This is a genomic window from Nocardia sp. NPDC006044 (assembly GCF_042871115.1).
Taxonomy (GTDB): domain Bacteria; phylum Actinomycetota; class Actinomycetes; order Mycobacteriales; family Mycobacteriaceae; genus Nocardia.
Genome location: NZ_JBIAID010000001.1, coordinates 2,166,818 through 2,181,092, shown reverse-complemented (window position 1 = coordinate 2,181,092; position 14,275 = coordinate 2,166,818). Strand labels below are relative to the sequence as shown.

Below are 14,275 nucleotides of genomic sequence, written 5' to 3'. Positions count from 1 at the left end.
GAGCGGTTGTCCCCGATCATGGGTATCGATCGGGCCGTTCGGCTCAGTCGAGCAAACGGTCGCCGCGGACAACGTCGGCCGCGGCGGCCAGATGGTCGGGTAGTACACGGCCGAAGAGTTGCCGGGTGCGCTCCACCGTGCCGATCACGCCGGGGCGGTCGGTGTAGGCGAAGATCGCCGAATGCCGTTGTGTGGCACCGGCGACGGGCGACACCCGGTGCAGCGAGAAACGTCCCTGGAACAGTTGCAGGTCGCCTGGGCGCAGGTCGAGGCGCTGGATCAGGCGCTCGCCCGCGCCGGTGAGCACGGCGCGCACATCGTCCAGGTTCTCCGCCTCCGGAGTGCGAATGTTGGGGCAGTACTCGAAGATTCCGCCCGACTCGGCGGGCTGGGTCAGCATGCTGACGGTGAATTCGTTGGTGTCGAAGTGCCACGGATGCGACATGCCGGGCGCAACGACGTTGAGGCACAGGCCCGCCAGCGGATCGGCGAACTCATGCAGCTCGGCCAGGGCGAAGCAGTCGGCGACGAAACGCTGGAATCCCCGGTCCGTGTACAGCTGATGGATGAGCGCGTCGCCGGGGATGCGGTCGCGCGGCACGAACGCGTTACCGCGCTCCAGCACGATGGCGCCCGGATGATCTTGCGGCAGTTCGGTATCCAGCGGGATGTTGTACGCGTTGACCCGCTCGACCTCGTAGTAGGCGTGTGGCGCCATCGCATCGCCCTGCGCCCGCAACGTTTCGGTCAGCTCCGGGCGGATGAAGCCGCGCAGCACGGTACACCCGCTCGCGGCCAATTCCGCCCTGGCGTGCGCCACGGCGGCGCTGCGGCCGGGGTCCGCGGAATTCGCGAGGGGATACCGTGCGGTATCTACGATCTCGTCGAGGACACCCAGCGCTGCCATGGCGACATTCTGGTAGAGCGGACCGCCGACACGCCCGGGATTGGGCGAGATTGCCGGTGATCGCGGTCACACCTATCAGCAGCGCGCACTACCGTTGCGGCACAGTAACTCTCGATAAAGCGCGGTCGGGAGTGTCGGACGACGTCCGGTCAGCCGCGCCGGTGCAGCGCTTGTTCGAGGTCGTCGAGCGTCAGCCCGACCAACGTGTCGCGGAAGCTGCGGCCGGGTCCGTCCGGCACCGGAATTTCGCACGGGATCACGATCACCGCGCAGCCCGCGGCCTGCGCGGCACGGGTGCCGGTCGGCGAATCCTCCACGGCGACACAGTGCTGCGGATCGACGCCGAGCAATTCGGCGGCACGCTGGTACACGTCCGGTTCCGGCTTGCCGCGCGCCACCTCGTCGCCGCACACCGACACGTCGAAGAAGTCGCGCCCCAGGGTATCGAGCCCGTACTCGGCGAGCGACCGCTTGGTATTGGTGACGAGAGCCGACTTCAGCCCGGCGGCCCGGACCAGCCCCAGCGCGTCCTTCGCGCCCGGCCGCCACGGGATGGGGCCGGTCATCAACTCGGTCACCCGGTGCTCGATGAACTCCCCCGCTTCACGCACCGCCTCGGGAGTCGGATCGACGCCGATGCCGGTGAACAGCAGCCGCAGCGCGTCCGGCCCGGACGCGCCGATGAATGAGTGCCGCAGCTCGGCGGTCAGTTCCCGGCCGTGCCGGCCGGCGAGCTCGCGCATCGCGATATCCCAGAGCTTCTCCGAATCCAGGAGCGTGCCGTCCATATCCCACAGAACAGCGACTGGTCGCGCGCTCACACATCTCCTCGTTCGAAGTACCTATCCGGCCGTAGCCACGATAACCGGCGCCACCGAACCACCGCCGCGGCCAGTTGCGCAGTTGTGGCCTCTACCACGCCCGGAGGGGTTGTGCTTACGCTCCCGACGCGGTGATCAGCATGCGGCCGTTCTCGGTGGCGACCTGGAACCAGCGGGTCTCGTTCACCGTCTCGCCGCTCTTCTTCACATAGGTGAGCGAGGCGACCGCGCGATTGTCGCCGTTCGGCGTCACCGAGCGAACGGTGATCGAGCGGATCGTGCCCCACCAGCGGACGTACTCGTTGTAGCCGCCGGCCACGCCCTGATACGCGGGCGAGAGCTGGGACCACGCGGCACTGGGATTGCCGGGGAGCATGCCGTAGTAACCGGACACGAACTGGGAAACCTTCTCCGGCGTCGGCGGACCGAAAGGCGTCGCGCTGACCGTCGGCGGTGGCGTCGTCGGAGGCGCGGACGAGGGTGGCGCGGAGGGCGGTGCCGACGACGGCGTGGGCGTGCCGCTCGGCTGCTCCGACGGCGTGGGGTTGGTGGCCGGCACCGGCGACTCCGCCTGGCCGGGCCCCGCCGCGTTCGGCGGCTGCGCGGGGACCTCCGGGGACGAGGACGCGATCGTGCTGGCCGGCGGCGTCGCGGTGTCGCCGCCCTTGCGATCGTTGGTGAGGAAGGCGACGAGCCCGATCACCGCGAGCACGACGACGAACGCGGCACCCGCCATGGCGAACGAACGGTTGCGCGAGGGCCCGCTGCCCGGGCCACCCGGCAGCGTCGCGCCGCTGCGCGGCGGGACCGGCGGCTGGGCGGAAACGGCTTGGGCGACAGGCGGATCGGTCAGCGCGGCGGTCGGCACCACGGCGGTGGCGTCGTTCGCGTTACCGCCCGGCGCGTCGGTGCCGGTCGAACTCGGTTGCGGCAGAACGGTGGTCGCGTTGTCCGCGCCGGGCGCGGGCAGCGCCTTGGTGAGCGCGGGCACGCCCAGGCTCGGAACCCGGCCCTCCGCAACGGCTTCCAGCGCCTTCTGCGCCTCACGCATGGTCGGGCGCGCGTCGATGGTCGGGGCGAGCAGGCGCAGCAGGACGGGTCCGAGCGCGCCGGCGTGCTCGGGCGCCGGCACCTCGCCGCGCGCGACGGCGTGCAGCACGGCCAGCGGGTTGTCGCCCTCGCCGAACGGCGGCTGCCCCTCCACCGCGGCGTAAAGCGTTGAGCCGAGGGCGAATACGTCGGACGCGGGTTCCGGGTTCTCGCCGCGCGCCACCTCGGGCGCGAGATAGGCCGGGGTGCCGGCGAGGAAGCCGGTGGCGGTCACGGTGACGTCGCCGACGGCGCGGGAGATGCCGAAGTCGGTGATCTTCACCGTGCCGTCGTCGCCGACGAGCAGGTTGGCCGGCTTCACGTCGCGGTGCATGATGCCCGCGTCGTGCGCGGCGGCCAGCGCGCCCGCCGCCTGCGCGCCGATCCGGGCGACCTCGACCGGCGACAGCGTGCGCTGGCCGGAGAGCTTGGCCGCCAGGCTCGGCGCGTCCATGTATTCCATGACCAGCCACGGCTGGCCGTCTTCCTCGGCGACGTCGAAGACGGTGATCGCGTGCGGATGGTGCAGGCGCGCGGCGATGCGCCCCTCGCGCATGGCGCGCAGCTTCGCCTCCAGCGCGGCGGTGCGGGTCAGTCCGGGTCCGAGGATGAGCTGTTTCACCGCGACCGTGCGTCGCAGGCGGACATCGGTGCCGCGCCAGACGACGCCCATCGCGCCTGTGCCGATCGGATCCGTGAGTCGATACCGTCCCGCGATCAATCGGTCCGCCGTCATGCTGTTGTGCCTTCCTGCTTACGCGCCGAGCTGGTACTGCATCGGCCCGCAACGCCGGGAAATCCCCGAAATTGCTACGCGCCGTGGTCCTTTACACCCGTAAGCAGCGATGGCGACGCATCCGCCGACTGCCCCGGATGCAGTTGCAACGCTTCCGACAATGGCACACCCACCCGACACACATCCACCTCACCGCACGCTCCCCGGCGATCGCCCAGGTCAGCGCCCCGCCACGCCGAAGCACGAAATCCACTCGGCGCGTCGGGATTTGCCCAAATCATGGCATACGAGCAGGTAGCCAAGGCCCTTGCGGTACGCGAACAGTGTTCCGCAGCACGGTGACCACGATCACTCGGTACCGACCGGTTCGATAACCGCCTAGACCCGCTAGGGTCACGCAGCCCGCCGCACACCCGCCGTGGCGAGCGTGCGGCTAACCCATCGACAGCACGGAGGTCACTCCCCTGCGGCCGAGCCTCAGGCGTTGAAGTACTTCGCCTCGGGATGCAGCAGCACGAAGGCGTCGGTGGACTGTTCCGGATGCAACTGGAGTTCCTCGGACAGGACGACGCCGATCCGATCAGCCTCCAGCAGGTCGACCAGTTTGGCACGGTCGTCCAGGTCCGGGCAGGCGCCGTAACCGAACGAGTAGCGCGCGCCGCGGTAGCCGAGTTTGAAGTATTCCAGAACGTCGCTGGGGTCGTCGTCGGCGACCGCGTGCCCGTCCAGGGTCAGTTCCTCGCGCACCCGGCGGTGCCAGTATTCGGCCAGGGCCTCGGTGAGCTGCACGCCGATGCCGTGTACCTCGAGGTAGTCGCGGTAGTTGTCCGCGGCGAACAACTCGTTGGCGAAGTCGGCGATCGGCTGGCCCATGGTGACCAGCTGGAACGGCAGCACGTCCACCTGGCCGGTCTGCTCGGCCCGCTCGCGCGAGCGGATGAAGTCGGCGATGCACAGGAAGCGGTCGCGCTGCTGACGCGGGAAGGTGAACCGATAGCGTTCGGGCGCACCGGGTTCGGGTTCGGTGAGCACGATCACGTCGTCGCCCTCGGACACCGCGGGGAAATACCCGTAGACGACCGCGGCGTGCTGCAATACGCCCTCGGTGCTGAGCCGATCGAGCCACGCGCGGAACCGCGGCCTGCCCTCGGTCTCCACCAGCTCCTCGTAGCTCGGGCCCTCGCCGCCGCGCTGGCCGCGCAGGCCCCACTGGCCGAGGAACAGCGCCCGCTCGTCGAGCAGCCCCGAATACTCGTGCAGCGCCAGGCCTTTCACCACCCGGGTGCCCCAGAACGGCGGGGTCGGCACCGGCACGTCCGCGGCGACGTCGGAGCGCGCGGGCACCTCGATCGGCACCTCGGTCGCCTTGCGCTCCTCGGCGATCCGCTTGGACCGCTCGTGGCGCGCCTTGCGCTGGGCCGCCTTCTCCCGCTCGGCGATCGCCTCCGGGCTGTCCGGGTCGATGCCGCCGCCGCGCTTGCGGGTCATGATGTCGTCCATCAGCCGCAGGCCCTCGAACGCGTCGCGGGCGTAGTGCACGTCGCCCTCGTACACCTCGGTCAGGTCGTTCTCGACGTAACCGCGGGTCAGCGCCGCGCCACCGAGCAGCACCGGGAACTGCGCGGCCACGCCCTTGGTGTTGAGCTCCTGAAGGTTTTCCTTCATGATCACGGTCGACTTCACCAGCAGCCCGGACATCCCGATGACGTCGGCCTTCTTGTCCACGGCGGCGTCGAGAATGGTCGCGATCGGCTGCTTGATGCCGAGGTTGACCACCTCGTAGCCGTTGTTGGACAGGATGATGTCGACCAGGTTCTTGCCGATGTCGTGCACGTCGCCCTTGACCGTGGCCAGCACGATGCGCCCCTTGCCGCTGTCGTCGGTGGCCTCCATGTGCGGCTCCAGGTAGGCGACCGCGGCCTTCATCACCTCGGCCGACTGCAACACGAACGGCAGCTGCATCTGGCCGGAGCCGAACAGCTCACCGACCGTCTTCATGCCGGACAGCAGCGTCTCGTTGATGATCTGCAACGGCGGCACCTGCTGCATCGCCTCGTCGAGGTCGGCCTCCATGCCGTTGCGCTCGCCGTCCACGATCCGCCGGGCCAGTCGCTCGAACAGCGGCAGCGCGGCCAGCTCCTCGGCCCGCGAGGCCCGCGACGACGACGTCGACACGCCCTCGAACAGGCTCATCAGCTTCTGCAGCGGGTCGTAGTCCGCCCCGCGACGGTCGTAGACCAGATCCAGCGCGGTCTCGCGCTGCTCCTCCGGGATCCGGGCCATCGGCAGGATCTTCGAGGCGTGCACGATCGCGGAATCCAGGCCGGCCTGGACACATTCGTGCATGAACACCGAGTTGAGCACCTGCCGGGCCGCCGGGTTCAGGCCGAAGGAGATGTTCGACAGACCCAGCGTGGTCTGCACGTCCGGGTGCTTGCTCTTCAGCAACCGGATGGCTTCGATCGTCTCGATGCCGTCCTTGCGCGACTCCTCCTGGCCGGTGCCCAGGGTGAAGGTCAGCGTGTCGATGATGATGTCGCTTTCGCGCACCCCCCAGTTGCCCGTGATGTCCGCGATGAGCCGCTCGGCGATGGCCACCTTCTTCGCGGCGGTGCGCGCCTGGCCCTCCTCGTCGATGGTCAGCGCGACCACCGCGGCGCCGTGCTCGGCGACCAGTCGCATGGTCTGCTGGAACCGCGACTCGGGGCCGTCGCCGTCCTCGTAGTTCACCGAGTTCACCGCGCACCGGCCGCCGAGATGCTCCAAACCAGCCTTCAGCACCGGGGTTTCGGTGGAGTCGAGCATGATCGGCAGCGTCGAGGAGGTGGCCAGCCGCGAGGCCAGCGCCTCCATGTCCTTCGCGCCGTCGCGGCCGACGTAGTCGACGCACAGGTCGAGCATGTGCGCGCCGTCGCGGGTCTGGTCCTTGGCGATGTCGAGGCACTTCTGCCAGTCCTCGGCCAGCATCGCGTCGCGGAAAGCCTTGGAGCCGTTGGCATTCGTCCGCTCGCCGATCATCATGACCGACGCTTCCTGCTCGAACGGCACCGCCGTGTACATGCTGGACACCGCGGGCTCGTGCACCGGGCTGCGCCGGTCGTCGAGCGGCGGCAGCTTCGGCTCGAGCTCGCGCACCGCCTCGGTGACCTGCCGGATGTGCTCGGGCGTGGTGCCGCAGCAGCCGCCGACCAGCGCGAGGCCGAACTCGGAGACGAAGCCGCTCAGCGCGACCGCCAGTTCCTCTGGGGTCAGCGGGTATTCGGCGCCGTGCTTACCGAGCACCGGGAGGCCGGCGTTCGGCATCACCGACACCGGCACCTGCGCGTGCCTCGACAGATGCCGCAGGTGCTCGCTCATCTCGGCCGGACCGGTCGCGCAGTTGAGGCCGATCATGTCGATGCCGAGCGGCTCCAGCGCGGTGAGCGCCGCGCCGATCTCGCTGCCGACCAGCATGGTGCCGGTGGTCTCCACGGTGACGTGGGTGATGATCGGAATGCGCCGGCCGAGCAGGCGCATGGCCTCCCGGCTGCCGTTCACCGCGGCCTTGACCTGGAGCAGGTCCTGACAGGTCTCGATGAGGATCGCGTCGGCGCCGCCCTCGAGCATGCCGAGCGCGGATTCGGTGTAGGCGTCGCGCAGCGCGGTATAAGGAGCATGGCCGAGGGTGGGCAGCTTCGTGCCCGGGCCCATCGAGCCGAGCACATAGCGCGGGGTACCGTCGGCGGACGGGCCCATCTCGTCGGCCACCTCGCGGGCCAGCCGGGTCCCGCGCTCGGAGAGGTCGCGGATGCGGTCGGCGATGTCGTAGTCGGCCAGGTTCGGCAGGTTGCAGCCGAAGGTGTTGGTCTCGACCGCGTCGGCGCCGGCCTCGAAGTACGCGCGGTGAATATTGCGCAGCACGTCGGGGCGGGTGTCGTTGAGGATCTCGTTGCAGCCTTCCAACCCGATGAAGTCATCGAGGGTCAGATCGGCCGCCTGCAACATGGTGCCCATCGCACCGTCGCCGATCACGACACGGCGTTGCAACGTGTCGAGGAGCGTGGTGTCGAACGCGGCGGGGATGGACGCAGACATGAGATCAAGCGTAATGGTCGGGTGCGACAGTGCAGCTCGCCGCGTCGAGTGGGCAGCGACACACCTGGCCGTCGCCGCCTCCGGCCCGACGCGGCCGAGCGGGCCACGGCATACGACACGCCAGCTCCCCGCACACATTAGGCTGACCGAGTGAACCCCAGTGAAACTCCCGATCCGGAACTGCCGACGTTGCGGGAACCGGTGCTGGTCGCGGCCTTCGAAGGCTGGAACGACGCGGGCGACGCGGCAAGCGGCGCCGTCGAGCATCTGGAATTGATCTGGGACGCCGAGCCGCTAGCCGAACTCGATTCCGAGGACTACTACGACTATCAGGTCAACCGGCCGACCGTTCGGCAGGTAGACGGCGTGACCAGGGAAATCCAGTGGCCTTCGACCATGCTGTCGGTCTGCTCGCCCCCGGGCAGCGATCGCGACGTCGTGCTGTTGCGCGGCATCGAGCCCAATATGCGCTGGCGCAGCTTCTGCGAGGATCTGCTGGAGTTCATCGAGCAACTCGGCGTGCAGACCGTGGTCATCCTCGGCGCGTTGCTCGCCGACACCCCGCACACCCGTCCCGTTCCGGTCACCGGCTCCGCGTATAGCAAGGAGGCGGCCGAGCGCTTCAATCTGGAGCAGACCCGTTACGAGGGACCGACCGGCATCACCGGCGTGCTGCAAGACCAGTGCGTCAAGGCCGGTGTCCCGGCGGTGTCGTTCTGGGCCGCCGTGCCGCACTATGTCTCGCAGCCGCCGAACCCGAAGGCGACCATCGCGTTGCTGCACCGGGTCGAGGACGTGCTCGATATCGAGGTGCCGCTCGGCGAGCTGCCCGCGCAGTCCGAGGAGTGGGAAACCGCGGTCAACGAGATGACCGCGGGCGACGACGAGGTCAGCGAGTACGTGCGCTCGCTCGAGGAGCGCGGCGACGCGGCGGTCGACGTGAACGAGGCGATGGCCAAGATCGACGGCGACGCCATCGCGGCCGAGTTCGAGAAGTACCTGCGCAGGCGCGGTCCGGGCAGCTTCGGTCTCTGAACCGCCTGGGCGGTAACCACTCTGGTTCGCTGTGTGCCGGATGGTTGCGGCATGCGTGGTCCACGATCGCGCTGACCGCAGTGCCGATCGCCGCACAGATTGCCGTCATGTTGCTGTCAGCCGGTCTGATAGGTCTGGCAAATGTGCAGCTGGACAACAGGATTCCGAGGCGGGGTCCGGCGGCGGACAAGGATGCGCCGTTCCCACCGATGGGCACGTAGTTGTCCGCCATCGGCTGGGCGGCCGCCGAAGATCGGCGGCGCTGGGGCAGTCGGCTCGTAGGCGCTGCCCAGTTGGCTTGTGTGCCCGGCTGTTTCGATTCACCGGACCGGGGAGCGAGTGGTCATGGCCGGGCGCCTGCCCTGATCGCCATGGCTGCGGCGGTCCAGGCCGGCAGCTCGCTGTTCGGTTATCTCCTGCGCGTGCAGGGGGATCCGCGGTGGGCAACGCCATGTTGCGGCGTTGCTCGCCTCGCTTCCGGGCCGGTGCGGCCGCGACGAGGGTACGCACGGAACTGAGACGGCCGACGGTAATCGCCTCGACCCCGGGTGTCACCCTGGTGGCCGGACCGGTGCCGTCCTGGCGTTCAGCTCTCGATGGTCCAGACCTGTGCCGCCGCTTCGCGGGCCAGCTTCGCCAGCAGGATATCCCGCGGGATCGTCTGGCCCGCAAGGTGATCGAGCGACGGCACCACGACGTGATGGGCGTCTGCCCGCTTGAGCTCCTGAGTCAGCTCGACAAACGCCGCGCCGTCACCGGAAGTCGATTCATGGAACGTTGCGGCGAAGCAGAGCCCTTCTTCGCGGGCGAGGGTGCTCATCGCATCCTCTAGCTCTGCACAGTGGCCATCGGCCAAATCGTCACGCAAGTATCCATAGATCAACGCTTCCACCCGAACCTCCGTTGGATTGGGTACCGCTGTCCTTATGTGGATCTCCCCATTGTGGGGTACTGCGCCTTGCAAGGACAGATGCAATTGCATCTGGTTGAGACGAGATGTGTCCGGCTAACTTTCCGCTCTCTTGTCCAGCATGTACAACGCCAACTTGCGAATGTAGATGTCAACCCACTGACACCTATATGCCCTATCTCGGCCACCGGGCGTTAACTGGTGCGATACTACTGACGTGGCCGCTGGAGACGATCGACCCGTCTGGGCTGTCCGGATGCGCTCCGAACGCGATGCGCGGGGGTGGTCACAAGCCGATGCCGTCCGCGTGATGCGCGCCAAGTCATCCCACAACCTGCCGACAGACAGTACACTGCTGCGTAACTGGCGCCGCTGGGAATCGGGCGAGTCGCGGCCGGATGATTTCTACGCACCGATCATTTCCGCCGCCTTCGACACTGTCACAGCGGCGTTCTTCCCCAAGGCCAGGCCGAATCGGGACGACGAGGTGCTCTCGGCAACCGGCATGGACACGCTGGAATTCATCGGGCGACTGCGCATGTCGGACGTCTCCCCCGCCACCCTGGACGCCATCCGGATCACCGCGGAACGCCTGTGCTGCGAGTACTCCTACGCCGATCCGCACGAGCTGCACGCCGAGGGAACCGGCTGGTTGCGGCGAATTACCTCACTGCTGGACGGACGACTGACTCTGGCCCAGCACCGGGACATCCTGGTGCTCGCGGGATGGGTTGCGCTGCTGGTGGGTTGCGTGGACTACGACCTCGGCAGGCGCACCGCCGCGGAGGCGACCCGGCGCGCCGCGCTGTCGCTCGGGCAGGAGGCGGACAACGCCGAAATCACCGGCTGGAGTGCGGAAATGGCCGCTTGGTTCGCGCTCACCCAGGGTAACTACCGGGGTGCCATCGACGCGGTCGACCAGGCGCTGGAGACCAGCCAGAACCTCGGCGTCGGCGTGCAACTCGCCGCGCAGCGGGCCAAAGCCTGGGCGCGCCTTGGCGACCGGCGCCAGGTCGATACCGCCCTCGACGAGGGCCGGGCAATTTTGCAGCGACTCGACCATCCGATCAATCTGGACAACCATTTCGTGGTCGATCCGCAGAAGTTCGACTTCTACGCGATGGACTGCTGCCGCGTCGCGGGCGAGGATCGGCTCGCGGAGACCTACGCGAACGAGGTCATCCGCAACTCGACCAGGGCGGACGGCACGGTACGCAATCCGATGCGGGTGTCCGAGGCGCACCTGACCCTCGCGGTCGTCGCGGTGCGCAACCGCGATCTGGAACTCGCGCTCGACGAGGGCCTGCGCGCGTTCGCGGGCAAGCGCCGTTCGCTGCCCTCGCTGATGTGGATCGCCGGCGAGGCTGCCCGCGAAATCATCGCCCGCTACCCGGGCGATCCGCGCACCCGCGCGTACCTCGACCAGCTGCGTTCGCTCTCCAGCGAGTGACCGGTAGCGGTCCGGCACAGCCTGATTCATCGGCGAACATCCGGCAAACAGGACACGCGCGCGGCGAACCGGGTATGTACGCGTCATCGGCGACCGGCCCGCTACTACCCTGTTCCCGGTGACCGACTCCGTCGACGCCGCCGCGAGCGCCTCCGTCCTGTGGGACGACCGGCTGCGGCTGTTCTCCTTCGCCACCGCCGAGCGCCGGGCCGACTACCTGTGGGTACTCCGCGCCTTCGACAGCGCGCGGGCCGCCTATGTGGTGTTACTGCATGCCGACGACGTGGCGGAGTGGATCGAGCGCAACGGGCACAGCCTGCGCACCCCCGACCTGCTCGACGCCGCCGAGCCGGTACCCGCGCCCGACGTTGAGGCCCAGCAACATACAGAGGACAAGCAGACCAGTCAGTCTGTAGATGATTCGCCGGTCGACGACGGTCCCGCGAGCGCTCAGGCCTGGTCCAGCGAGCGCGGCGCCCGCCCGAACGCGCCCCGGCTCACCGCCGCCGAGATCGGACCGCTACTCGATCAACTCCATCAGTGGGGCGTGCTGGAACGCAGTTACGACGGGACGCGCGCGGCCACGTTGGCCGAATATCGCAACCGGCACTTCGTCTACCAGTTCTCCCAGGCCGGTTTCCAGGCCTACCGCGCGGTCGCGGGCGTGCTCAACGCGCGGCTGGACGAGGCCTCGCTGTCCCGGCTGGTGCTGCCGGAGTTGCTGGCCGATCTGCACACCCTCGCCGCGGCCAATCGCGAGGGCGACGCCGAGCGGGTCTACCGCACGCTGCGCCGCCTCGACGCGGCGCTCACCGACATGGCCGCGCGCGCCGCGCACTTCTACCTATCCCTCGGCGATCTGGTGCGGACCACCGAGATCACCCCCGAATCGTTCCTGGCGCACAAGGACGCGCTGCTCGCGCACATGCGCGAGTTCAGCCTCGACCTGGCCCGGTTCGTGCCGCGGCTGGCCGGCGCGATCGCCGAGATCGAGGAGACCGGCGTGGACGAGCTGATCGAACGCGCCGCCGGGTGCGACGAGCGGGTGCTGCTGAGTGTCGCCGAGCGGCAGGCGGATTGGCACGCACGCTGGGACGGGCTGCGCACCTGGTTCGTCGCCTCCGGCACCGGCGAGCACGCCGGAACCACCGAGGCGGAACGCCTGCGCGAGGCGACCATGAGCGCCATCGCCGCCGTGCTCTCGCTGCTGCGCCGGGTCACCGAGACCCGGCGGGGCGGGGTGAGCCGCGAGTCGGCGCTGCGGCATCTGGCCGGCTGGTTCACCGCCGCGCCGACCGCGGACAGCGCGCACGCGCTCTACGACGCGGTGTTCGGCCTCGGCCGGCCGCGGCACCTGGCGATGGAACATCCGGACGCGGACCTGATCCCGGCGCAGCGATCCTGGTGGGAGGCACCGCCGTTGGAGATCTCGCGCACGCTGGCCGAGACCGGGCGCCCGCCCTCGGCCGGTGCGCCCGCCCGAATCCACCGCAACGACGCGAGCATTCGGCGATTGCGCGAGGTGCAGCTGGACGCGCAGCGGGCCCGCGCCGACGCGGCCAAGTCCCTGGCCTCCGCCGACGTGCACGATCGGGTGCTCGACGAACGGGAGACCGAAGTGCTGCTGCGGCTGCTCGACGCCGCGTCCACCGCGTGGGTGCCGGTGAGCGGGCGGGTCGCCGGGACCACCGGTTCCGACAGCGGCGTCACCCTGACCGTGTCCGAGCACGACGGGTCTACCGTGGTGCGGACCGCGCACGGACTGCTGCACCTGAACAATCGCAGGCTGGAGGTCCGCGAGACCACCAGGACCCGGCCGCGCGGCACCGGGGGGCGCGCATGATGCACGGACGCAAGATCGATTCCCTTGCGCTGGATAACTATCAGCGGGCCGCGCGCGTCATCCTCGCCAATCACCTGGTAACCAGGACCTATCCCGATCGGATCGCGCTGCCGCTGATCCGCCGGTGGGCCACCGAGCTGCGCGAGGACCTGGCCGAGCTGTTCGGCTACCGCCTGGAGGTCACCGAGACCACCGCGCGGGTGTTCCCCATCATCGACCGGCTGGACGCGGGCAAGCCCGCGCGCACGCCCGCCGACCGGCTCTTCGATCGCCGGCGCTACGCCTACCTCGCGCTGTCCATCGCCGCGCTCGGCCGGGCCGGTGACCAGATCACGCTGTCCGAGTTGGCCGATCAGGTCGCCGCCTACGCCGGCCGGGTGGAGGGCCTGGAACTGTCCACCGACCGCGCGGCGGACCGCGACGCCTTCGTCGACGCGGTCGGCTGGCTGACCCACCGCGGCGCGCTCACCCTGGCCGACGGCGACGCGGGCGGCTGGGCCAGCGACCCCGAGGCGGGCGAGGCGCTCTACGACATCGACCGGCCGGTGGTGTTCGCGCTGTTCCGGCCGCCGCGGGCGCTACAACATCTGCACAGCGTGCGCGGGCTGCTCACCGAGGAGGCCACGGGCACAAGCGGTTCCACGCACGCGGCGGATCTGGCCCGCCGGGTCCGCCGGACGCTGGTCGAGCGGCCGGTGGTCTATCTGGACGACCTCACGCCGGCGGAACGACCGGTGCTGGGTCAGGATCGGATCGTCGCCGATGTCGAGATGTTCACCGGACTGAAGGCCGAACGACGAGCCGAGGGGGTCGCGCTGATCGACACCTCCGGGCGGCTCTCCGACATCCGATTCCCGAGCACCGGGACCTTGGCGCAGGTCGGTCTGCTGCTGGCCGGCGAGATCGCCGACCGGGTGCTCGACATCGACAATCCCCTCGAATGGCGCACCGGAGCGCCGGACGCGGGCGAGGCGCTCGCCGCACAGCTGGACGGCGCGATCCCTGAGTCGACGGTCTTCGCGCCGCTGGCCGATCTCCGGGCGCTCGATGACTTTGGCACACAACCGGACTCGACGTCAGACGACGAGGCCGAGGAACCGGTCGAGCTGACCTACCCGCTGATCGAATCGGCCTGGGTGCGCGAGACCGTGCAGGCGCTCGCCGATCGATACGGCGCGACCTTCGCCGCCCAGTGGCAGGCCGATGTGCCCGGCCTGACCACCGAGGTGGTGGCATTGCTGGAACGGCTGCGCCTGGTGCGGACGGTGGACGACGGGCTGCTGGTGCTGCCCGCGCTCGCCCGCTATCGCGGCGCCGTCGTGACGGTCCGCACCAAGCGCACCGAGGAACTGTTCGTCACCGCGGCCGACACCTACGGCTCCGACGGCACTGGCACGGAAGGGAACTGAG

At 69.3% G+C, this 14,275-nt stretch carries 9 protein-coding genes; 4 read left to right on the top strand and 5 right to left on the bottom strand.

Features of this window, described 5'->3' with window-relative positions; all coding sequences use genetic code 11:
• Nucleotides 1-43 precede the first annotated feature (43 nt).
• From ACFYO1_RS10315 to metH, 4 genes are all read right to left on the bottom strand, one after another.
• Nucleotides 44-907 carry an arpA protein gene (locus ACFYO1_RS10315; protein WP_387229063.1) on the bottom strand — a complete coding sequence of 288 codons (864 nt, stop codon included), beginning with the start codon at nt 905-907 and terminating at the stop codon, nt 44-46.
• Between the two features lie 149 nt (nt 908-1,056).
• Nucleotides 1,057-1,728, bottom strand: coding sequence for an HAD family hydrolase (locus tag ACFYO1_RS10310; protein WP_387229061.1), 672 nt, complete (start codon nt 1,726-1,728; stop codon nt 1,057-1,059).
• Between the two features lie 115 nt (nt 1,729-1,843).
• Nucleotides 1,844-3,553, bottom strand: a complete 1,710-nt coding sequence (locus ACFYO1_RS10305; protein ID WP_387229059.1) for a protein kinase — start codon at nt 3,551-3,553, stop codon at nt 1,844-1,846.
• Between the two features lie 477 nt (nt 3,554-4,030).
• Nucleotides 4,031-7,627 carry a methionine synthase gene (gene metH, locus ACFYO1_RS10300; RefSeq protein WP_387229057.1) on the bottom strand — a complete coding sequence of 1,199 codons (3,597 nt, stop codon included), beginning with the start codon at nt 7,625-7,627 and terminating at the stop codon, nt 4,031-4,033.
• Nucleotides 7,628-7,777: 150 nt separating this feature from the next.
• Here metH and ACFYO1_RS10295 point away from each other — a divergent pair, with 150 nt between their 5' ends.
• Entirely contained in the window at nt 7,778-8,662 is an 885-nt protein-coding gene (locus tag ACFYO1_RS10295; RefSeq protein ID WP_378720949.1) for a PAC2 family protein, read from the top strand.
• Between the two features lie 586 nt (nt 8,663-9,248).
• Here ACFYO1_RS10295 and ACFYO1_RS10290 read toward each other — a convergent pair.
• Nucleotides 9,249-9,554 carry a hypothetical protein gene (locus ACFYO1_RS10290; RefSeq protein WP_387229055.1) on the bottom strand — a complete coding sequence of 102 codons (306 nt, stop codon included), beginning with the start codon at nt 9,552-9,554 and terminating at the stop codon, nt 9,249-9,251.
• Between the two features lie 328 nt (nt 9,555-9,882).
• On the opposite strand from ACFYO1_RS10290, the gene ACFYO1_RS10285 reads away from it, so the two are divergent.
• The 3 genes from ACFYO1_RS10285 (at nt 9,883) to ACFYO1_RS10275 (ending at nt 14,274) form a co-directional block, all read left to right on the top strand.
• On the top strand, nt 9,883-11,022 hold the full coding sequence (locus ACFYO1_RS10285) for an XRE family transcriptional regulator (protein WP_387229053.1): 1,140 nt from the start codon (nt 9,883-9,885) through the stop codon (nt 11,020-11,022).
• A gap of 172 nt (nt 11,023-11,194) precedes the next feature.
• Nucleotides 11,195-12,865 carry a TIGR02677 family protein gene (locus tag ACFYO1_RS10280; protein WP_387231822.1) on the top strand — a complete coding sequence of 557 codons (1,671 nt, stop codon included), beginning with the start codon at nt 11,195-11,197 and terminating at the stop codon, nt 12,863-12,865.
• Nucleotides 12,865-14,274 carry a TIGR02678 family protein gene (locus ACFYO1_RS10275; protein WP_387231820.1) on the top strand — a complete coding sequence of 470 codons (1,410 nt, stop codon included), beginning with the start codon at nt 12,865-12,867 and terminating at the stop codon, nt 14,272-14,274. Before ACFYO1_RS10280 ends, ACFYO1_RS10275 begins: the two co-directional genes overlap by 1 nt.
• Nucleotide 14,275 lies beyond the last annotated feature (1 nt).